The sequence below is a fragment of the Argonema antarcticum A004/B2 genome (assembly GCF_023333585.1).
Lineage (GTDB): Bacteria > Cyanobacteriota > Cyanobacteriia > Cyanobacteriales > Aerosakkonemataceae > Argonema > Argonema antarcticum.
In genome coordinates this window covers 1-20,800 of sequence record NZ_JAIQZN010000031.1, presented here as the reverse complement: position 1 = coordinate 20,800, position 20,800 = coordinate 1, and the positions used below count along the sequence as shown (strand labels likewise).

Below are 20,800 nucleotides of genomic sequence, written 5' to 3'. Positions count from 1 at the left end.
TTTATTGCTGTCGCTAGTTAGAATTTTTAAGACAGCTTCTCTTTCTAAAGTGATAGTTCCCTTGCACGATTTCACTGCTAATCCGTGACCTAGATCGATGAAAAAAATGCCCTATTGGCTGATAGAGCATTTTTTCACAAAGACTTAAATTTTCTACTGTCTCCAACTCGTATGGGTACGGTAGAATATTTGTCCTCTAAGTTGCCAACAAAGCTTCCAGATCGGTAAGGATTTTTTGGAGACGTTTCTGCTTTTTAGGGTCGCTCCAAACTTTTGATTTGTTAGCTTTCGTTAAAGCTTCTTTAATTTGATTTTTCAGACCGTCTTCAGGTTTTTCTGACGGCGTACCTGTTTTGAGGGCTGCAATTCGTTCTTTAATCTGAGTTAAAGAAAGATTCTCGGCAATGGCAGCTTCAAGTAACTCTTTTATGGCTGACTCATCTTTTACCTTCGCGATCGCTCTTGCCTTCGTATACTCGATTTTTCCTTCTCGAAGTTTCTCTAGTATGTCTTCTGGAAGCTTCAAAAGAGAAAGCCGATTGCTGACGAACGACTCCCATCCCATCTTCCCTAACCGCTCGAAAACCTTAATAACCGTTTCCGCTTCCGGCTGAATGATAACGTTATCATTCGTTCTCTGCACATTGTTTTGCATCCGGTAAAGCAGCTTGCTGACATCATCGGTCGAGCATTCAAGGTGATGGGAAAGCAGTTCCAGAATCCCTTCGGTTTCTTCTACCGGATTGAGGTCTTCCCTTTGCAGGTTCTCAACCAAGGCTATGTGTAATGCTTGCTGTTCCGTTAGTTCCCGAATAGTAACGGGAACTTCTTTCAACCCAATTTCAAGAGCGGCTCTATAGCGTCTTTCGCCTGCGATTAGCTCGTAATTACCATCACTTAGAGGCCGAACTAATAAAGGTTGGAGGATGCCATCGGCTTTGATAGATTCAACCAAAGACTGCATTGCTCGCTCGTCAAAGTATCGACGGGGCTGAGAAGCTGGAAGTTCGATCGAGTCAATACTCAATAGCCTCTCCGACGATTCATCCGTCTCATCATCTCCAAATAAAACGTTCAAGTTGGCTTTCCCTTTATATGGTTGGTCATTCTTATTAGGCATTGAGTTTCTCCATTTTTGCAGCTAACTGGTCTAATATTCTAATGACAGCATTCCTGGGTTCGTACACAGCAAGCGGTACTTGTTTTTCTGACGCATCTACAAAAGCAGTTATTCGGGGGATCGGGCTGTAAACCGGGGCGACGGGAGCAAATTGTTCTTGAATTGCTTTGAGCGTGCGTTTGTCCTGGGAGTTAGTCGCGGCGTAGCGAGAGGGAACGAACCCGGCTATTTGTAAGGAACGGTTTCCTTTCTTCCTGATTCTCGCGACGGTTTGTAAAAGCAAGTTGGTTCCCTCAAAGGCTTTGTAATGGGTTTCGATCGGGACTAAGACATGAGTGGCGGCGACTAAACTGATATAACTTAATAGTCCTAAACTGGGAGGACAGTCGATGAGGATGAAGTCGTAGTTGTCCTTAATGGGAGCGATCGCATCAAGTAGGCGAACTTCCCGAAAATCCATGTTCACCAGTTGGATTTCGGCTGCACTGAGGTTAATGTTGGTGGGAGCCAAATCCATACCGTGAATTTTATTAAGGATGGATAGAGGTTCTTCATTGACGATGGCATCGAATACAGTTTTTTCTAAGGAAGCGGGGTCAATCCCCATGAAGAGTGTGAGAGAACCTTGGGGATCGATATCGATGAGAAGAACCTTATTGCCGCGCTTAGAAAGCTGATAGCCCAGATTGAGCGTAATTGTCGTTTTACCCACCCCACCCGCTTGATTGAATAGCGAGATTACCTTAGTATTAGACATTTTTTTCTCCTATTGCACACCGTTCGACTCTGTGTGAAGGAGGCTACGGTTGAGATTGGAAATTGATTTGCGCTTGAATGAAGATTGAGGATGGTTTCACTTTGGGCGTGAATCACTGTACTCTAACTGTTCAAAATAACTATAGATATACTCTCATATTTGCGCGATACCTCTATAGGATGATCGTTATATTTTTTAGAGTTGTGTCATTGTATAGTTTTTTTGGGGAGAAGCAGCAGCATTGTCTTCAGTAATACCGTTTGCACTTGTTTTTTGTAGCGTCCCAAGTTGTACAGCGGTGTCTCGCCTCGATAGAGTACAGTTTTTTATTTGAACCACAGATGAACACAGATAAACACAGATGAATTGGCTGGATAGCGATTTACTACACGGAACCCGAAACCGCTATAGTTTTATCTAGATTATTTCACCAAAACATGACAAAGCTGGTATGAAGTTAGTAAAGGATAGGATAACTGAAGCAAGCAGGTGGTTAGAAGGGATTTTGGTAATTTAACCAAAACATGGTAGATTTGTCCTTTCTTGATTCGTTAGGGTCAAATAGCAGGTGGTAATTAGGCGATCGCGCTTTTGGTAACAAGAATAGAATGAAAGTATCCGCTTTGTTCTGTATCGTTCGGATTAAACACAGTTAATCCGGTAGACGTACCGATGGCAAAATGAGTACGTGATAGCTTTGGTTATTGAGATACGCCTTATTAAAGGTAACTGAACGCTTATGTCTTTAGCTATCATGCAGAGATTTTCCGCTGACCATATTTTCAGACTGAAACAAATAGGACTTGCCTTTTTCGAGAAAATAGCAACTGACCAAACAATAGCAGGAGAAAGCCAAGATTTTTACCAAGGATTGCTGGTTGGCTTCGACCGAGCAGTTAAGCTAATAGATGAAGAAGACGGAGTGCGAGCGCTTAGTCTATTACAAGCTAAAATAGCAAAATTTATAGATATAGAAACCAATTCTTATCAAGCAGATACGAATTCCACTCCAGCCATTAGCGAGCGTAACTCGTTCATCCGTAGATTGTCTAAGAGCTACATCGCTAAACTCAAATCAATTGGCGCAGAAGCTAATTTAGATTCTGATATAGAAGAAGACTGTATTTGTCCAAACGAAACTCAAGATTTCTATCACGGTTGTATTGCTGCACTTGATTTTGCAGTGTCCTTAGCTGGAGAGAGATATGCCTACGCTCAGATTAGCTTACTCAAAACTAACGCAGCCTATTTTATAGATTTAAACAAAGATCGAGAACGTCAAGTTCATATTTCAGATAAAAAGGGTTTGACTCCTCTAAAACGCAATGGTTTATATGAGAATCAAGTTTTAATTGATAATTGGGTAGAGTTGGATAATGAAAGCTATCCAATCGATAAAGTAGAGCAGTTTGATACAGACTTGCTTTTTACACAGCAAGAATCTTTAGATAATCAAATGCCGAAACAAGAGGATAGCGAAGGCGAGGAATCAAACTTGGATGCTTTAAATACTTCTTCTAATTTGAGACGACAATTATTGAATCTGCTAGAGTCTCATATTGATTCAAGTGACGAAATTGAAAACGAGGGTGTAAATTCTAAAGTCCAAGTAGAAGAACAGTTATCCAGCTTGGAAGAACAGCATCGGTTAGAAATGGAGACTCTATTAGTTGATATTTTATTGGATAACAATCAAAAGTTAAAGCAAGGGAAGCTCAATATCATAGAAGATTGGACGGCATTTTTAGAAGATGGCGAAGCTATTAGGGTGATTTCTAGTGAAAGCGATCGCATCGTGTTAAGAGTTACTCTAGATGGTGAAGTGCAGAGTGCTTTGTCTTACGCTAATGCTGAAAAATTGAGTACAGCTATCAAAGAAAAATCTCAGGAGTCCGATACATCTTTTACAACGTTAGTGTCTGCTGCTTCTAATTTGTTAGAAGACGATTTCCGCACCGATGCAACTCCCTCAGCAGCAATGGATATTCAGCAAGTAGAAATGGCTGAGTCTATTCTTCCAATTGCACAAAAAGCTTTTGATTACGTATTAAACCATTTTCCAGAGCGGGTGGAAGAAAATGATGAATATACTTGCATTCGACTTGGGGACTTGTACGATTTAATGGTCACAGAGTCACAAAATATCTTAGTTTCTTCTCTAACTGCTTCTGGAAGAGGCGAATTAATAAGAGTTCGCGGGGAAGAGTTAGTGTTGGCGCGAGGTATTTTATCTGAAGACGTTGAGTTTTGGTCAATGGTAGCACAGAGGTTAGATGCAATAACTGAGAAGAGTGATATCCTACCAGAAGACTATGCAGAATTTGACAAGCCTAACGACATAGAAATCTAACCTTAGTTTGCAGTCTCGCCATTAAATCTAAATGGCTAGACTGCAAACACCCATTGGGAGTAATCTGAAAAAAACTGCTGATAGCTTTATGCCTTCTCCCGAACAGATTACTACTGCTATCTCTACAATTGACCAACTATCTGGCTGGCTGGAAAATGCTGGGTTAAATCAAGTGGCGATCGCCCAATTCAAGTTTAACTCTTTAGCCGCTATGTATCCAGAGCTAAAGGAAGTGGCGGAAATTGCTAAGTCCGTAATTGGAGCCGCTTTTCCCATAGAAGAGGGAATGACGGTTACAGAACTAGCCAATATTATTACAGAAAACTTAGGTAAAAGTATCAAACCAGATCGAGTTAATAAAGCATTAGTGGAACTTGGATATCAAGAACGAAATGAGGCAAAAAGAACTTGGAGTTTAACTGAGGCTGGTAAAGAACACGGTATTTCTTTACTAGCAACATCAGCTACAAATGCTTGGAGTGGCGTTCAAGTGAAGTGGCGTCGTTCTGTTATTTCCGTTCTGCTAAATTACTTTCAAGAGAACCTGGAAGAATCGAACTTATTAACGAATAATGTCGATAGTGTTCCAGAATCTTTACAAGCAGATAATGGTAGTAACAATGGTAGCTCAAATAGTAATTCAGCTTTCAAGCAGACTGCTTCAAAAGATAACTCAAAACGCAAAATAAATTGGACGATAGCGGAAAGAATTAAGGAAAAGAATCTTAAATCTAATCCCCAACAAATTCAGCTTATCCAGAGTTTTGCAGACGACTATTACTTAGAAAAATACGGAACTAACCCACCAAATTTAGCTGGCAGAAAAGTTCCTATATCGAATTATCCGTCAGAAGCGATAGAAATTGTCGATCGCGCTATTGAAACCGTGTTTAACCCTAAGAAAAAATCTGAATCTTGAGTTAAGACAGAAGTGATAGAGAAAGCTGTTTTTCTCTGGGAGTATTAGCAGCTAACCATTGGAGTTGCTTGCCAATTCCAAGACCTTGAAGGGGTATTGTGATATTGTACCCAGCTTTCTGAAGTGGTTCTATAATGCCCTCTCTGTAGCGCTTTCCAGCAAGGATAATAAACTCAGTTGGTGGAGGTGCGATCGCTATTAGCTGCTTGACAACCATTTCTGACCATTGGCGGCGTTCGGGTGCTGATAGATGGTATAGGGACTGGTCATAAGGTTCTATCATCTGGGTGGGATGGAGAATACCGTGTTTGGCACTAAGAATAAAATAGTCTATTTCCAATGACAAAATGTACTTCTTAGCCGCTTTAAACCATTGAGAAATATACAATTCTGAAGCTGGTGACGGTTCCTTTCTTTTCTTGCTAACGCAGGCAATTAAGCCAATTCTGCGATTTACAATGGCGTTGGTTTGAGCTAAAATTAATTGAGTCAAATTGTGTGCTACCCTCGCTAAATTTACAGAACGATTACCGCTGGTTCTAGCTTCAATTCCATGCTGGCGCATTTGCATACACGGACGACAATAACAAAGAGGAATGGTAATTTTAGAGCCAGGTAAAGCGGCTATATACTTAGTTATTTGTCCTCCATTTGCTTTGTAGAATCGGCCTTTAAAAGCTTCTAGTAAGTAGCTAGAACCGTCAAATGAATTGATACCAATTTCAGACCAGGCTTTTGCATAAGCTGGAGAACATAAACCGAAAACGTGGATATAGCAGTTGGGCAAACGATCTCGAATTGCTGCTACAGATGCAATGTTTCCTTTGATATCGCTGGCGTTGATTGCCATGCCACCGATACCTATAGCAGGGTATCCCATTTCGTATAGATTACGGGCTGTTTCTATTTTTTCGTGTGTTGTGATTCCGTGAGTAACAGCAATGGGAATACATTGCTGTAATACTTCTCGCGCTAAATTTAAGAATTCTTTGGCACTATGCAGGTTGAATCTTCGTCGAAACCGCAGATTTGAACCGGGGATTAAAATATGATCTGGTGCGGCAATAAGATCGCCAGGATGAGGTGAATTTTTTTTGTACTGTGCAATTGCCCATGCTGGTGTTACCAGCGTTTTTCCTAAAACTGGTATTTCTGCATTCCTGTATTTTACCGCTCCGCAGTCCCAAAAAATCGGTAAATTTCTCGGTATCATAGTTCGGTTTATTGCTACAGAGCATAACCACCCTGATGGTTGTTGTTCGAGGTATTCCCAGATTCCCCGCCTTTTCCCATTAATAGTTAAATATTCTCCCTTTCCCAGCACTGCATAATATTTGGGCAAGTGCATATCTATTTTTCTCCGTTTTTGGTTCAACGTGCTGGTGGTGATAACCACCATTTTTTAACGAAGAACTACTAGGAAGACAGTAAAGCCGATGCTGTTAATTTTCCAATAAATATGGCAGATGTTGGCTTTCCCGTTTCTGGATGTAACGGTTCTCGTATCTCATCGAGGATAAAGCCGTGTTCTGAATACAAACGAACCCACGATCCGATCGTGCGAAAATACCAAGGAGCAGGATCTTCAAAATCGCTGCTAAATCCGTCCCACGATCCAGAACGCCATCCATCTTCGTATCGGTGTTCACCGCAGCCTATCAGTGGATGAATGGTTTGAACGATAAAATATCCATTTTTGTTGAGCAGCGATCGCATTTTGGCGAACAAACTCACTACTGACTCATTCCCAAGTAGTGCGAAGTTAGAGACTACTGTATCAAATTTCTTGTTTAGCTTCCCGGCGGCAATGTCCTCATAAGATAGTAACTCGAATCGACCACCGACCGCCGATCGCGCCTGTTCGATTAATTCGGGTACAACATCGACTCCCAAAACTTCGATCCCCTTTGCTGATAATGCACGCGCCAGCCAACCTTCGCCGCATCCGAGGTCGAGAACGTTTTTAGGACATCGTTCAACTACAGCATCAACGATCGCGCGATCGGTGACTAGCTTGCGACTCGATATCTGTCCTTGGCGAACTGCGATCGTCCAAGGACGTGCGTTTTTGTGCCAGGAATCGATGATTTTGCGATCGCTCAAGGGGTCAATGGTCATAAGGAATCTTATTTGGTTAACTGTTTGGCTGGGTGCGGGTGTTGTGATCGCATCAGAGACAACGCGATTTTACTAACTTTTCTATCTACCTAGCAATTGAGGCGGCGATTAGAAAGCATCCAATTTTATATTGACAAACGAAGATACCGTGCAAACTAACCTAAAATAAGTATAAATTCCTAGCTTGTGATTTTGTACGCACGTTTGACATGGCTTGCTCCTGAATAGCGACTAAAATCAGTAGGTGCGGATGTGCAAAAAATCCCTCCAAAAGCGAGAATTATTCGCAATTAAGTTTGAAAATTTGGCTCTAAAGTAGGAATAAAAAGGAAATAATAGGAATAAGTAGGGATAAATAGGAATAACTAGGAAATAGGAGGAATAAGTAGGGCTTTTTTTACCCTCTAAAATCGGTATCAATTCGCTCGATAAAATTTGAGGGGAATCAAATACCGATCGATGGAGGGGTGGGTGGGGGGTAAAAAATTCACCTGACTTTTTGAGCCAGGTGAAGTTGACCTATGAAGGAGCGGAGAATGCTTGTTAATTTCGTTCGAGGCGTGCGCGGATTTGGGCTTTGTGTTTGGCGCGTCGTTCGCGCACTGCATCGATGTCAGCTAAGCCATACAATTTTCGGGCATATTCCAGAAGTTCTTTCAGACTAGCATCGGCGTAATCAATTCGGAATTGAGAGTTATGTTCTTTCCAGTCAAATTCAATTTCGCCATTGCTAAAACGAGCTTGAGCTTCCAGTTCGCGTCCGCTTTCTTCTCGCAATACTTCAATTAGCATCAAACGCCGTTTCTCGTCGATTGAAATTACCCGATCGAGCGCTTTGGTTACAGTTTGCTTGCGAGTTACAGTTGCAGTAGCCATTGGTATTACCTTTAATTCGGTTTTACTTTTCATCGACACAGCAGCAATCGCTGCATTTGGAATTAAACTTTTAGTTATTCAATTTAATAGTTAGATTGGTAAAAAAAACTTCCCCACTCCAAAAATAACGGTAGTGGGGAAATAGTTATTAGCTATTTTTGAATTTTAGTTGCTTGGGCAACTTATTCTAAATCGTCAATTTCATCATCAACATCGGCATCCTTATCCAAATATTGCGACTTTGATGTGGCTCCAATTTCGCTCCGGGCAATCCGTTCGCTGCGGATGCCTCGATGCTTGGCGCGGCGATCGCGAATTGCGTTCATGTCAGCCAATCCGTACAAGGTGCGTGCGGCACGCATCAATTCTTTTAGAGGCGTTTCGCTGTAATCCTTACGAAACTGACCGTTGTGCGCTTCCCAGTCAAATTCGCCGCCGTTAAAACGAGCTTCATTGGCAAGCTCTCGTCCTGATTCTTCCCTTAAAACTTCCAGCACCATCAAACGCAGTTTATCGTTATAGTTGATGCACTTGTCGAGCGCTTTAACGTGAGTCTTCTGAGCATTGGTAGTGTTAGCTGTATTCGTTTTGCGAGCTTTTTCAGTTACAATCATTTTGCAGTTTTCCTTAATTCAGGTTAATTCGCATCCACAGCAGCGATCGCTGCTTTTTCAATTCAATTTGTTATTAAATTTATTCCTTAACTGTGATAGAAATATCGTTACTTTAGTTCATCCTGGGACTGACAGCAGAAAAAAATTACTCTGCTGTTTTTTAGCAGAGTAATTTACAATAGGAAATCAGACAAGGTAAAAAGCGAATACGATCGCAGCAGATTATTCTAAGTCTTCCTCTTCATCTTCTTCTTCTTCATCTTCAGCATCGGAATCATCTTCTTCCTCAATGTCCGAGTCTTCTTCGCTGTCCTCATCCAGATCTTCTTCGTCATCTTCATCATCTTCTAAATCGTCAAAATCATCTTCATCATCAGACTCATCTTGCTTGTTATAGCTGTTACGCTTAGCAAGCGATTCTTGGTTGAATTTGACTAAACCTTTAATCGCTTCTTGAGGGCTAAGCTCGAAAACGTCGTACAGTTTTGCCATAACAAGAGCAATGACTTCGACATCGTGGCGTAGTGCATCCGGTTGTCCGAATAAGGCTGGAAACACTTCGTTATTCCAACGTTGCCAATTCATTGTCTTGCCGTTTTTTTTCAACTGCGCGGCAATATCCAAACCAATTTTTTCTTTAGTAGCATGACCTATTTTGGTTTGAAGGCGTTTTTCTCGAAGCTGAATTTTGACTCCAAACTTTTTGAGGATAGTAGTTCGGACGCGGGCTAAAAGTGCATCTGCTTGTTCTTCTACACTTGTCGTCGGGCGACGGTTTCCATTGGATTGGGAGATAGTCGGCGGACTTTTCAAGTTAGCAGCAGCGCCATTGATTTTGCCATTTGGTTGAGAGACTGTCGGCGCAGTTTTCAAGTTAGCAGCAGTGCCATTGCTTTTGCCATTTGATTGACTCGCCCCATTTGATGAACGCGAGCCGTTTTTAGCAGTTGTAGTAGCCATGAAGTTTGATTTAATTAAACTACTTCGTGGCTATCTGCGCCGCTAGGCGCTATCAAATTACATGATTCAATTCAATTTGTTAGATTATTTTATTACAATTAAATTATTTAATTGTAAGTGATAATTTCTTAATCTAATAAAATCGGTAACCCGGTCGATTATTTAAATAGGATAATCATCCGTAAGAACTAGAAACAAGGTTAGTTATTGTTAGACAGTTGGTTGATGGCAAACATAACTAAAAGTGGGTTAATCGAGATAGTAGCGGGTGAATGTTTTCTGACGTTATATGCGTACTATCAATGATTGGCTGGGCTTGGCAAATAGAGGCATCAAGATTGTCGGACTGGAGTATTACACGACCGATCGAGCAAGGATATTGGCACAGTTTTACCAATGGGGACAAGAACTGCAAATGCGAGTGCTGTTTTGGAACTCTGGCTATAGCTGCTTGCAGGAAGTTGTTATTAAGGATGGTAAGTGCATTTTACAAAATACTGACTTGCAACCAAACTCGAATCTAACTCAATTTTTATTAGAAAAGGGTGGGGAAGGAATTTACCTGCTTGAAGGATTATTAGATTTTGATGAATCTAGCGATGCTCGTTTGTTCCAATTAGCGAATGCTTATTATCACTTATCTTGGTCTAACACTCGTCAGTTCTGGGTAATGCTGGAAAACTACATCCAGCTACCGATGAACTTGCAGCCTTTGATTCCAGTGCTGACTACCCCCATGCCCGATCGCGAAACAGTGCAAAGGATGGTAGCATCTTTTTGCACTCAAAACCTCTTATGTGAAGGTAAAGGCAACACTTCAGCACTTGTTCGAGCTTGTCAGGGTTTACCTGAAGGTGAAATCGAGTTGGTATTGGAGCGATCGCTAGCATTTACTTCTACACTAGAGGAACTAGCGCGTTTGGTACTCGACCACAAGGTTAATAAGCTGCGGGGGCGGGGTCTGGAATTTATTGCCGAGCCGGATGTACCGGATGCAGGTGGTCTAGACTTATTGGATGAGTCGCTCTCAAAAGTTGCTTCCTTGTTGAGTCCAGAAGCAGAGAAATACGGACTCAAGTTTCCCAAAGGTATGATCCTCTGGGGGCCGCCGGGGACGGGGAAAAGTTTGAGTGCTAAACTAGCGGCTAAGAAGATGGGAGTACCCCTGTTAGCTGCTGACTGGGGTTCTCTAGTCGGTTCTCCCAGACCGGATTTAGCTCTGCGCGAACTGCTGGAACTGACTCAGGCTTTGAGTCCTACTATTCTCTATTGGGATGATTTTGATAAAGGTTTTGCGGGGTGGGATTCTAACGCGGATGGTGGGGTTTCCAGGCGTTTGTCGGGGAAGCTACTAACTTGGATGCAGGAGCATCAATACCCAATTTATATCGTGGCGACTGTTAACCGTTTGGGGATGTTACCGCCGGAATTAATTCGTCGATTCGATGATATTTTCTTTGTCGATTTGCCTCACGAAGGGGCGATGTACGAGATTTTTAATCTACATTTGAAAAAATATTTTCCAGAGTTTCGTCATCCTTCTGTTTTGCCTTGGACGGATGATGAGTGGAGGATTTTGTTGCGGGATTACAGGCTTTGTACGCCAGCGGAAATTGGCAATGCGGTGAGAAAATGTGCTGAGGAAATTTACTATCGCCATCAGGTAGAAGGGAAACAGCCGGATGAATTGAAGGTGACTTTGCAGGATTTGCGGCAACAGCGTTATCAGTTTACGCCGTCGATGCTGCGGGATGAGGAGCAGATTCTTGCGATTCGCAATCAAGCAACTTATGCTCGTTCGGCTAGTGGAGAGGATCGATCGCGTTTTTCTATCCCGTTACAGGAATTGTTTGGTTAGTTGAACGGTGTACCTTTGTAACTTGCAGTATAAAATGGTGAAAAAAGACGCTTTTATTTGCTCAGAGGGTTTTGGTTGTCGCAGAGAGTGTGATCGCTCTGACTCACATTCGGGTTATTCTTCAAATAATCCCGCAGCCAATTGCAACCGCGGTCCAGTAGAGCATCTAACTTGTCTAGGTTGTTTAGCTTTTCCAAATCCCATAGAATCGCAGTTTTGTCAGCACTGCCCAAGGCAAGAGTCTTGTCATCGGGTGAAAAACTCACGCTTAATATTTCATCACTATGCCCAGTAAGCGTTTTGAGCAAAGTCCCATCGCGGTTCCAAAGTTTCACTGTCTTGTCATCGCTGGCTGTAGCGATCGTTTTGCCATCGTGTGAGAAACTAACGCTATTAACCTCATCGTTATGCCCAGTCAGAGTTGTGATGTAAGTGCCGTCCTGTTTCCAGAGTTTTACCGTCTTGTCATTACTGGTTGTGGCAATTAGCTGCCCGTCAGGTGAGAAGCTAACGCTATAAACCCAACTTTTATGTCCATTCTGGCCTTCGAGGGTTTTGTATAAGCTAAACTTGCCATTGCTGTTCCGCTTCCAAAGCTTTACTGTGTTGTCATCACTTGCCGAAGCAAGAATCCGACTATTTGGTGACCAAGCTACACCCCTTACCCAATCGCGATGACCTTTTATGGTTTGGTGTGGGAGAAACTCACCCTTGCCATTCCGCAGCCAAATTTTTACATCTTTCTTCCTGTTACCCGTAGCCAGCATCTTACCGTCAGGGGAGAAACTCACACTCAAAATTTGATCTTTTGCTCCTTTAAGAGTTTGGAACAACTTAAATTGATCGCCTTCTTTTGTCCATAGTTTCACTGTTTTATCTTTATCAGCGCCAGCTGAGGCAATCATTTCGCCATCGGGTGAGAAATTTACGCTAAAGACTTGATCGGTATGACCGCTGAGAGTCTGTATCAAAGTACCGTCCTGTTTCCAGAGTTTCACCGTTTTATCGTGACTGGCTGTAGCAATTATTTTACCATCGGGCGAGAAACTTACCTGGTTAACCCTATCGCGATGAGAATTGAGGATTCTTAGCACACCGCTTCCTAGTTGCCCACGGTGCATGGTACTGTCACTACAACTGGTTTTACCGTTACCTGAAACACTTTTACTATCAAGCTGCCAAAGTTTCATGGTGTTGTCAGCGCTTGACGAGACAAGGGTTTGACAGTCGGGAGAGAAACTTACAGAATAAACCCCATTAGTATGCCCGCTGAGATTTGCTAGCAACGTGCCGTCAAGCTTCCAAAGCTTCACGGTTTTGTCTTGACTGGCAGAGGCAATAATCTTGCCATCTGGACTAAAATTCACGTCTAAAACCCTATCCCGATGCCCCTGAAACTCTTTATCAAGCTTCACTATTTTGTCTTTACTGGTAGAAGTAATCTTACCACTTGACCTGCAACTAGAGTTGAAAATTATGTTGCTACTCTGACATTTTTTGAGTTCTGAAACATTTACTTGCCAAAGTTTTACCAAGTTATCCCGACCAGCAGTAGCTATTAAATTACCATTTGTTGGCGACCAAACTACAGCCCAGACGTAATCTTTATGGGCCTCGAAAGTTTTTAGTAGATTCCCTTCCCTTGTCCAAAGTTTCACCGTTTTGTCTCTACTAGCGGTGGCAATTACCTGACTATCGGGTGAAAAAGCCACACTATTAACACCATCCGTATGTTTGTCTAAAGTTTTTATCCAAGTGCCATCTCGCTTCCATAGTTTTACTGTTTTGTCCCGACTAGCGGTGGCAATTATCTGACCGTCTGGCGAGAAAGCCGTAGCATAAACCCCTTCCCCATGCGCTTTATCTTTTTTATCTACAAGTTTTGTCTCGAAACTAAATTCACCATTAGCGCCCCGTTTCCAAAGTATCACACTCCCATCAAAATCACCTGATGCAATTTTCCTATCGTCAGGAGAGAAACTGACGCCCAAGACTTTATCTTTATGCCCTTCGAGGGTTTGTAGCCGTTTACCATCGCGCTGCCAAATATTTACAGTTTTGTCAAAACTAGCTGAGGCAATCCTCTCACCATTATGTGAGAAAGTAACACCCCAGATCAAACCCAAACCCTGGCGTGTCTCCAAGCGATTGCGTTCTACTAACCAGTAAACTGGTTGCTGTAATGACGTTTGAACTTGAGTGCGAAGTTCACGGTCGTTTTGTGCCAAAGGCAGTTTCTTCAGTTCTTTTCCTGCTTTAATGCTTTCTTTGAGTGCGTCAAATCTTTGATTTGAGGCAAAAAGGGCTTCTGAAGTTTTGCTAGTAGCATAGATCTGGTTTCTTTCTGCTTTTTTCCTTTGAATTTGTGCTTGTTCTCTTTGAATTTGTGCTTGTTCTCTTTGATAATTTGCTTGCCCACCAAATATTACTGCTATAACTGCCAGAATAGCCATCACGGAGCCTCCCCAAATTGCCAAGTTCCGTTGCCATTGTAGCGATCGCTTTAACTTTTCCTCAGCTTCTTGTAGTTTTTGCCTCTCTTTTCTCCGTTTTTCTAAGTCTTGTGCTTGTTGCGACTGACGGATGAAAAGAACTAGATAGTCATGAACCAGTTGATAGCGCTTAGTATAATCTTCGGAAATATTTAACTCAATAACAAGCCCTGAACCCACTAAAACCTCTAAAACAAAATCCAGTTGATCGACTTCTGATTCAAAATTTGCTGTTGTCAAATCCGTTGCTAATTCAACACGAGTTTTCAGAGGACGTTTTTGATTTTCATCTGTAAGTAGATATAAAACCAGTCGAGCAGCATTTTCATTAGGAGTACCGCAATCTGTGACGGCTTCTTCTAGAAATCTCTTTCTCAGGTTTGTAAGATTGCCAGACTGAAGATATTTATCTAAAGTTTGAATGTTTTCTGTTTGTAATTGCGCTCCTAATATTTGCAACTCAATGGGGCGTACTTCCCCGTCGCGAGCTAAATCTTCCACCAATCTATTAATTAAATTATACTCCAAAAAAAACTGCGATCTGTCTGTCAAACTCTGCAAAACCGATCGAGCATTTTCTCGTGAAAAATTACCCACATAATAGCGAATATTAGGGTCAAAAATCCTGGTTCTAATTGTGGTTAAATTTTTGAGACGTTCTACTTCCAATAAATAATGCAAATAATCTTCGCGCAACGACAAAATTACTTTGACAAAAGGAATTCGTAGACAATAGTTCAAAAACTTATAAAACAGGTTTCTATCCTTTCTATTTTTAGAGAACAAAAATTCTTCAATCTGGTCAAAAATTAAAACAGTCATCAGGTTAAGTTTTGTATTTTTTTGCAACTGTTTGCTAATAGCATATAATGAATTAAGAGTTCCAGGTAAGTTATTGGGTCTAACTTTCCTAACAGCGTTTTGCAAATTATTCCCCAAGTCCCCTACCCAATTTTGATAAACTCGCAACATGATTGGTAAGGTTTCTAAGTGACCAATTACTTGCTGTTGCAGTACAGGCATTAACCCCGCATTTAAAATCGAAGTTTTGCCGACTCCTGACTGACCGTGAATTACAATCAGGTTATGCTCTGTACTGCGAATTCTTTGGATTAACTCGTTAACTTCTTGTTCGCGACCTGGAATTGTCATTTCTTGGAATTTACCCTTTATTTTCTACAAGGTAGCGCAGATGCCCCAATGAAAGCTCGAAAACCATACTGATGTTCAATTGTTATTTTTTCTTGCTTAATCCGAAAAGCTTCGCGATATTCCCCTTGTTCAAAACGGAGCGCTCGCAACTTCTCTAAAATGTCAATGTAAAGCAGTGGATCGGAGTGAGGTTCGCTTTTATCTCTGGCACTCTCTAAGTTGCTTACAGCTTTATCAAATTCACCTAAATGAAATTGTGAATTAGCTAAAAGAAATTGATATAAAGCCTGTTTAGTCGGTTTTATATCATTAATTGAAATTGCTTTTTCAGCATATTCCTTTGCTTCTTTCCAAGATTCCTTCTTTAAAGCAACCTCTGCCAAAAAGCCATAATCTTGAGCTAGTTGTCTCGAATAACGAAAATCTTGATGCAATTTCAAGGCTTCTTCAGCAAGAGCCTGTAACTTGTTCCATTTTTGTAAGCGTCGCCAAACTTCGCCGAGTTTACCAATATGCTCAGCAACTAAATCTGTACGTCGCGCTTCGTTGAATAAATCAAGGCATTGTTGAAGATTGTCAATGGCTTTTTTTAAATAAAGCTCTTTTTTCGCTCGGTTTTGTTCTGCCTGAAGCTCATAGCATTTAGCTATATTAAGCCGCAAAATTACTTGCCGTTCAAAATTATTATTATACTTCCAAAAAGACAAGCTTTTATTGTAATGGGCTAAGGCACCATCTATTTGGTTATTCTCCAAAGCACATAAACCCAAACCAAATTCCAGACTAGCTTCTAAATTGGGTACTAATGTTTTTCCAGATTCGAGCAAATCTTGCCTAGCGGCTTCTAGTTCTGAGCGATCTTCTGGATTAACACTTAAATTGATATCAAATAATTGCTTATCCTTTCGTTTGAGCAATTTCTCCACTTCATCAGGAGTAAGAGTAAAGTCAGTTATTGTTGCCCAATTCGTAAAATCTGGCACTAAGCGGTAAAACTTTCGCAACAGGTCATTATTAACCCAAACCAGCAGCGGAAATCGAAAATTACGAAACTCTTCCCGTATATTGTTACTAGAAGCCAGAACGGCATCAAGGTCGAGAGCTGATTCTAAACCAGATACGATCAAGGCTTGTGTCTGCCCATCTCTCAGGTTTGCTTGGATGGTTGCGTAGAGACTTTTGACAGTTTTAGGCAAGACAAGCTCTCGAATCTCAATAGGAAATTGCTCTCGCAGTTGTTGGATTATGCGATCGCGCAAATCCTTATAGTTGCACCGCAGCAACCTCAGTTGAAATTGCCCTTGAGAAAGCTTAATGGCTTTGATCAAAGCCTGCAACGAAGGCTGGTTAATTTCCATCTCTGATAAATTAGCCATAACTAAAACGTTCTCCCTCCTAGCAAAATCGGATTGACATCAAACCAAGACCCATCATCATCTTGATATTCAAACACAAACAAATTACGCACGAGAGTTTGGTATTGTTCTAGTCCTGCTATGGTTTTTGTTTTCCTCACTTGACGCAGTAAATCCCACTCATCCTCGTTAATTGTGCCGTTTAACTGATTCCAGCTTGCCCGGATCGCTTTCTCGATGCAATTGTGGGAAAGCGGTGGATCTTTGTCCTCAATACACTTGCGGATCAGCATCAGCAAATTCCGCACATGACCACCACTGACGCGGCACAGTCGCTCTAAAGTTGCAGGACTATCAAAAACCTGGGATATTAAATCGAGCCGCTGCACCGAATTGGCATCAGGAAAAGCTCTCGCCATTACCATCTGTTGCAACAGCGCCATTCCTTCTGGGCAGTCACCGCCTTGTCTGAGTTGCACCGGCACCATCGGCAATACCTTGGGGTGTGCGCCAAAGATATTTGTCAGTCTTTGCAAAGACTTAGAAAAAATCAACCCGAGCGGAATAGTATAGACGACATGGCAATTCAGGCGATTTAACTGTTCGCCCCTGTCTACGAATAGATATTCTGGCAGGAGGCTACCTACTTGTGTCTGCACGTTAGTTAATTTGTCAAGACCATCGACAATTACTACCAGTCCTATTTTGCCAATCCCCTTGAGTTTTTCCTGAGCCAATGCCAGCATATCGTGGTTAATCGCCTCAATAATATCTTTCGTGCGCGGTTCCAAACAGGCTCTTAACTGATTGCGAAGCTTAGGGCTATCTTTAGTTTGAGCAGTAATCTTGGCAATGCCTACAGAAAACTCTACATCGCCGATTTCAATGGGTGTTTGCAGAATCCCTGCTATTTCGCGAAACAGATTAACAAAGTATCCTGTCCTCAGCTTAATTTCAATCGCTTCCAGACTTTCACTCACTGACTGTGCGATCGCCAGCATGATATCGGTAACATCAACGTCCCCCGTTTCCAAAACTTGGCCGGATTCAACGTAAACTACGTGAAAGTTCTCCTTCTCTAGGTCAACCTTGAGTTGTTGCAACTCCGTAGATTTGCCACAGCCGATGTGTCCTGTAAACAATTGGCAAGTTGCCATATTCGGTGAGAGGTCGATGGTTCGCATCAACTCCTTGATAATATTGCCACCGCGTACAGAGGAAAAATCGATATAGTACTTACGTTCTTGAGCATTCCTCAAGTCAAGAGGGCTTGGATTGCAGACCTGGTAGAACTTCTTTACATCTAGTGGCACATCCGGTGTCCTTTGTTACTTTGTTACAGCACTTTCCTTTCTGCCTTATACATTGGTCACTCTAGCAATCCGGAAAAATAGGGTACCCTTTGAGCAGCTGCCTATCGGAAAGCCTTAATTTAGAAAAGATTATCTGTAGCGAGTGACGGGCAAGAACATCAGCTAGCTTTCTTAGATCCACGGTAATGAAAGTCGAACTTCCATCCACACTACCCAGCATAGCCTCAATAGATGCTTTCAACTTGCCCACGACGAAGAAATAGTTACCTCTACTTCAACTGGAACTTGCTGCAAATACAACTCCCCTGCTTCCACCATGACTTTTTTTAGAATGTGGCTGGTTCTTTTTAAAGTTGTTTGCGGACACTCTAACAAAATTTCATCATGTACCACACCGATTAACTTAGCTCCAGTTTTTGGTAGCACTTTGAACAGACGAGCGATCGCAACTTTCAACATATCAGCCGAAGTTCCTTGAACCGGGTGATTTAGCAACTCGGAAAGCCTGGGTTTCTTAGACCACCGTCTTCTGCGTCCGCCAATTGTACGGATTTGCTTGATATCTTTTACATACACCGTTCTCCTAATTCTCTCGTGCCATCTTTTAACTCCAGAATAAGCTTGAAAGAATCGTATTCTGAATTGTTTAGCTTCCTCGAAAGTCAAAAGGACATCATACTTTTCCTCAGCATAAGCTTGCAATTTGGCAGCACCCATGCCGTAAATTAATCCGAAATTAACTGATTTAGCAATGCGTCTATCTTCTGAAGTTACCTCCTCTAATGTTTTACCCGTAATCAAAGATGCCGTTAAAGTATGCAAATCTTCACCTTTAGAGTAGGCATCAAGCATTCGCCGATCGCCAGATATTTCAGCGACAATCCTTAGCTCGATTTGGCTGTAATCAGCTTTGATAATTTGATAACCTGGAGCGGAAATAAAGCAAGTACGCATTCCCTTAGCCGTACAATTTCTGGGAACGTTTTGTAGGTTTGGCTTTTTGCAACTGAAGCGTCCTGAACGCGCACCGCATTGTCGATAGCTGGGGTGAATTCTTCCAGTTATCGGATGAATGTGTTTCGGTAATGCTTCAGCAAAGTTGGAACACAAAGATGCTAATTTCCGATAATTTAGCAACAACTGGATAATTGGGTATTGACGAGCAAGAGGAATAAGTTCGCTTTTGCTGGTTGATTGAATGGGAATATTAAGGGCGTGAAGAGCGTTTAAAACTTGTGTTGACGAGCGGGGGTTGATAGTTTCCGTTATCTCTGGAAATAGGGAAAGTTGTGCGCTAGGGGCTGGTTTTAGACCAGCTTTTACTAATTCTGCCAGTGTTGTTTGCTTTTTTTGGTTTAGTTCTTCACTGAGTAAATGCCACTCTTGTACATCCAGTAGCATTCCATTTAATTCCATTTCAGCAACAGCAGGCATCGCTGCAAATTCCATTTTGGCAGTTTCTAGTAACCTGGCATTTCGCAATTTAGAAATTAGCCGCGCTCTCAGTTTCAGCAGGATAAAAGCATCCAAAGCTGCATATTCTAATTGAGAAGTTGAAAGTTTTCCTGCAAAGTTACTCGATTGTAGGCTTTTATCAAGTTTAATGCCTAAAAATTCCAGAGCCAAAGATTTTAGATCGTGGTCTTTTTTAAGGCCCGATCGCAGAACTTGACTGGCTAACATGACATCAAAAAATGGCCCTTTTGGTCTTAATCCGGCTATTTCTAATACCTGCCAGTCGAACTTACCATTCTGAAATACTTTGACAGCATTATTATTTAAAAGTTGTTTCAAAGGGGAAAGTTTGTGGATTGAAATAGCAGCTAAGTCGATAATTACTACTGGATGTTTGGGGATTGCTATTTGGATGAGTCGAATGCGATCGCTCAGTGGGTCTAACCCGGTGGTTTCCGTGTCTATGGCGAGAACGCGAGCTTTCAGTAGAGGTAGCAGGACTTCAGATAGTCTCGAAGGGTTGGTAATTAGCTCGTATTCCACCACGGGTATTGGGATGCTATGTGGGAAAGTAGTCATATAAATGCTAAGATTTTGTTGTTTTAAATCAAACTATATTAATAATTCGCGTTAGCGGCTAAGATTGATATTTTTATTATTTGTATGTATTAAATTATGATTTTGTTAGGCATTAAGCCAAAATTTGATTATCCTTGAAAAGCTGGCTTTTTAAAATTCATTAATATGAAGTGGGAAGGGCTGGAGAACCAAGAACCAGAATGCTACCGAAGCGATTGCCCAAAGCCTATAAAATTTTGGAAGGCGCTCGAATTAGTAAAGACCAATGCCAAAATCTAAAACCTTTGAAAAACAATACCCAACCATCCATCGATTTGTTGAAGAAATTGGCTGGATTGAAATTGGGGAGCATGAGGTAATTTCGTCCTTTGTTCGGGCATACGATTGGGGCGGAACCGTTTATGAAGGCAAAGACAGCTATCCCAGCATGGAAGAGGCGTTTCAGGATCTGGAAGCGGGGATTAAAGCCTATCTGGATGAGAATGGTATTTAGTGCCGGAAGCAGCCCCCCACTTCTGGGTTTTAAGTTCAAGCTAGATGCTGAGACGGTTATCGCGCTCTCTAGGGCTGCTTTTACCAAAGAACGGGCGGCAGCGGATCTAGTTGCCGATCGATTTGACTTAGAACCAACTCGCTCGGTTTTACATCGCAGTGCAGCAGTGCTTGCGATCGAGTGTAGTGAACTTCGTGATGCAGAACGTCTGATTGGACGGGCGCTGGCTGGCAATCCTCCCGATGATATTACTGACGAACTCCGCGACCTGCTTTTGGAAGAAATTTATTCTCAACGTGAGGCGATTAAGCATTAAGCCGTTCGATTTTTGCTAACATTCATTAACAAAAACTTCCTGTTTCATCTGGGACTGTCGGCAGCACCCCATC

At 41.9% G+C, this 20,800-nt stretch carries 16 protein-coding genes; 5 read left to right on the top strand and 11 right to left on the bottom strand.

Annotated elements, in window-relative coordinates; all coding sequences use genetic code 11:
• Nucleotides 1–196: 196 nt before the first annotated feature.
• A complete protein-coding gene (locus LAY57_RS15070; RefSeq protein ID WP_249067600.1) occupies nucleotides 197–1,120 on the bottom strand; it encodes a ParB/RepB/Spo0J family partition protein in 924 nt (307 codons plus the stop codon).
• Nucleotides 1,113–1,877: a ParA family protein gene (locus LAY57_RS15065; RefSeq protein ID WP_249067599.1), complete on the bottom strand. Its 765-nt coding sequence runs from the start codon at nucleotides 1,875–1,877 to the stop codon at nucleotides 1,113–1,115. The genes LAY57_RS15070 and LAY57_RS15065 overlap by 8 nt, the downstream gene beginning before the upstream one ends.
• 739 nt (nucleotides 1,878–2,616) lie before the next feature.
• Between LAY57_RS15065 and LAY57_RS15060 the strand changes: the two genes are divergently transcribed.
• Both LAY57_RS15060 and LAY57_RS15055 read left to right on the top strand, forming a co-directional pair.
• Complete coding sequence (locus LAY57_RS15060) at nucleotides 2,617–4,227, top strand: hypothetical protein (protein WP_249067598.1); 1,611 nt, start codon at nucleotides 2,617–2,619, stop codon at nucleotides 4,225–4,227.
• A gap of 31 nt (nucleotides 4,228–4,258) precedes the next feature.
• Entirely contained in the window at nucleotides 4,259–5,146 is an 888-nt protein-coding gene (locus LAY57_RS15055; protein ID WP_249067597.1) for a hypothetical protein, read from the top strand.
• Nucleotide 5,147: 1 nt separating this feature from the next.
• Here the strand turns inward: LAY57_RS15055 and LAY57_RS15050 are convergent, their stop codons facing one another.
• The 5 genes from LAY57_RS15050 to LAY57_RS15030 all read right to left on the bottom strand — a co-directional run bounded on the left by LAY57_RS15050 (nucleotide 5,148) and on the right by LAY57_RS15030 (nucleotide 9,714).
• Entirely contained in the window at nucleotides 5,148–6,494 is a 1,347-nt protein-coding gene (locus LAY57_RS15050) for a DUF6884 domain-containing protein (RefSeq protein ID WP_249067596.1), read from the bottom strand.
• A 68-nt stretch (nucleotides 6,495–6,562) separates the two neighbouring features.
• The gene (locus tag LAY57_RS15045) at nucleotides 6,563–7,264 is read right to left on the bottom strand and encodes a class I SAM-dependent methyltransferase (RefSeq protein ID WP_249067595.1); all 702 of its coding nucleotides are present in this window, start codon (nucleotides 7,262–7,264) and stop codon (nucleotides 6,563–6,565) included.
• Nucleotides 7,265–7,807: 543 nt separating this feature from the next.
• Nucleotides 7,808–8,140: a hypothetical protein gene (locus LAY57_RS15040; RefSeq protein ID WP_249067594.1), complete on the bottom strand. Its 333-nt coding sequence runs from the start codon at nucleotides 8,138–8,140 to the stop codon at nucleotides 7,808–7,810.
• A 182-nt stretch (nucleotides 8,141–8,322) separates the two neighbouring features.
• Nucleotides 8,323–8,754 (bottom strand): aminoacyl-histidine dipeptidase, encoded by a 432-nt coding sequence (locus LAY57_RS15035; protein WP_249067593.1) that lies wholly within the window; start codon nucleotides 8,752–8,754, stop codon nucleotides 8,323–8,325.
• A 222-nt stretch (nucleotides 8,755–8,976) separates the two neighbouring features.
• Nucleotides 8,977–9,714 (bottom strand): hypothetical protein, encoded by a 738-nt coding sequence (locus LAY57_RS15030; RefSeq protein WP_249067592.1) that lies wholly within the window; start codon nucleotides 9,712–9,714, stop codon nucleotides 8,977–8,979.
• A 289-nt stretch (nucleotides 9,715–10,003) separates the two neighbouring features.
• On the opposite strand from LAY57_RS15030, the gene LAY57_RS15025 reads away from it, so the two are divergent.
• Nucleotides 10,004–11,572 (top strand): AAA family ATPase, encoded by a 1,569-nt coding sequence (locus tag LAY57_RS15025; protein WP_249067591.1) that lies wholly within the window; start codon nucleotides 10,004–10,006, stop codon nucleotides 11,570–11,572.
• Nucleotides 11,573–11,625: 53 nt separating this feature from the next.
• Here LAY57_RS15025 and LAY57_RS15020 read toward each other — a convergent pair whose 3' ends face one another.
• The 4 genes from LAY57_RS15020 to LAY57_RS15005 all read right to left on the bottom strand — a co-directional run bounded on the left by LAY57_RS15020 (nucleotide 11,626) and on the right by LAY57_RS15005 (nucleotide 19,918).
• Entirely contained in the window at nucleotides 11,626–15,216 is a 3,591-nt protein-coding gene (locus tag LAY57_RS15020; RefSeq protein ID WP_249067590.1) for a WD40 domain-containing protein, read from the bottom strand.
• Between the two features lie 17 nt (nucleotides 15,217–15,233).
• Entirely contained in the window at nucleotides 15,234–16,592 is a 1,359-nt protein-coding gene (locus LAY57_RS15015) for a tetratricopeptide repeat protein (protein ID WP_249067589.1), read from the bottom strand.
• A 2-nt stretch (nucleotides 16,593–16,594) separates the two neighbouring features.
• The gene (locus tag LAY57_RS15010; protein ID WP_249067588.1) at nucleotides 16,595–17,884 is read right to left on the bottom strand and encodes a P-loop NTPase fold protein; all 1,290 of its coding nucleotides are present in this window, start codon (nucleotides 17,882–17,884) and stop codon (nucleotides 16,595–16,597) included.
• Between the two features lie 237 nt (nucleotides 17,885–18,121).
• Complete coding sequence (locus tag LAY57_RS15005; RefSeq protein WP_249067587.1) at nucleotides 18,122–19,918, bottom strand: bifunctional 3'-5' exonuclease/DNA polymerase; 1,797 nt, start codon at nucleotides 19,916–19,918, stop codon at nucleotides 18,122–18,124.
• A gap of 265 nt (nucleotides 19,919–20,183) precedes the next feature.
• Between LAY57_RS15005 and LAY57_RS15000 the strand changes: the two genes are divergently transcribed.
• Both LAY57_RS15000 and LAY57_RS14995 read left to right on the top strand, forming a co-directional pair.
• Nucleotides 20,184–20,411 carry a hypothetical protein gene (locus LAY57_RS15000; RefSeq protein WP_249067586.1) on the top strand — a complete coding sequence of 76 codons (228 nt, stop codon included), beginning with the start codon at nucleotides 20,184–20,186 and terminating at the stop codon, nucleotides 20,409–20,411.
• A complete protein-coding gene (locus tag LAY57_RS14995) occupies nucleotides 20,401–20,727 on the top strand; it encodes a hypothetical protein (protein ID WP_249067585.1) in 327 nt (108 codons plus the stop codon). Before LAY57_RS15000 ends, LAY57_RS14995 begins: the two co-directional genes overlap by 11 nt.
• Nucleotides 20,728–20,800: the final 73 nt, after the last annotated feature.

Excerpts from the sequence above, each read along its gene's own strand:
- LAY57_RS15070 (WP_249067600.1), bottom strand. The coding sequence starts at position 1,120 with ATGCCTAATAAGAATGACCAACCATATAAAGGGAAAGCCAACTTGAAC.
- LAY57_RS15065 (WP_249067599.1), bottom strand. The coding sequence starts at position 1,877 with ATGTCTAATACTAAGGTAATCTCGCTATTCAATCAAGCGGGTGGGGTG.
- LAY57_RS15060 (WP_249067598.1), top strand. The coding sequence starts at position 2,617 with ATGTCTTTAGCTATCATGCAGAGATTTTCCGCTGACCATATTTTCAGA.
- LAY57_RS15055 (WP_249067597.1), top strand. The coding sequence starts at position 4,259 with ATGGCTAGACTGCAAACACCCATTGGGAGTAATCTGAAAAAAACTGCT.
- LAY57_RS15050 (WP_249067596.1), bottom strand. The coding sequence starts at position 6,494 with ATGCACTTGCCCAAATATTATGCAGTGCTGGGAAAGGGAGAATATTTA.
- LAY57_RS15045 (WP_249067595.1), bottom strand. The coding sequence starts at position 7,264 with ATGACCATTGACCCCTTGAGCGATCGCAAAATCATCGATTCCTGGCAC.
- LAY57_RS15040 (WP_249067594.1), bottom strand. The coding sequence starts at position 8,140 with ATGGCTACTGCAACTGTAACTCGCAAGCAAACTGTAACCAAAGCGCTC.
- LAY57_RS15035 (WP_249067593.1), bottom strand. The coding sequence starts at position 8,754 with ATGATTGTAACTGAAAAAGCTCGCAAAACGAATACAGCTAACACTACC.
- LAY57_RS15030 (WP_249067592.1), bottom strand. The coding sequence starts at position 9,714 with ATGGCTACTACAACTGCTAAAAACGGCTCGCGTTCATCAAATGGGGCG.
- LAY57_RS15025 (WP_249067591.1), top strand. The coding sequence starts at position 10,004 with ATGCGTACTATCAATGATTGGCTGGGCTTGGCAAATAGAGGCATCAAG.
- LAY57_RS15020 (WP_249067590.1), bottom strand. The coding sequence starts at position 15,216 with ATGACAATTCCAGGTCGCGAACAAGAAGTTAACGAGTTAATCCAAAGA.
- LAY57_RS15015 (WP_249067589.1), bottom strand. The coding sequence starts at position 16,592 with ATGGCTAATTTATCAGAGATGGAAATTAACCAGCCTTCGTTGCAGGCT.
- LAY57_RS15005 (WP_249067587.1), bottom strand. The coding sequence starts at position 19,918 with ATGACTACTTTCCCACATAGCATCCCAATACCCGTGGTGGAATACGAG.
- LAY57_RS15000 (WP_249067586.1), top strand. The coding sequence starts at position 20,184 with ATGCCAAAATCTAAAACCTTTGAAAAACAATACCCAACCATCCATCGA.
- LAY57_RS14995 (WP_249067585.1), top strand. The coding sequence starts at position 20,401 with ATGGTATTTAGTGCCGGAAGCAGCCCCCCACTTCTGGGTTTTAAGTTC.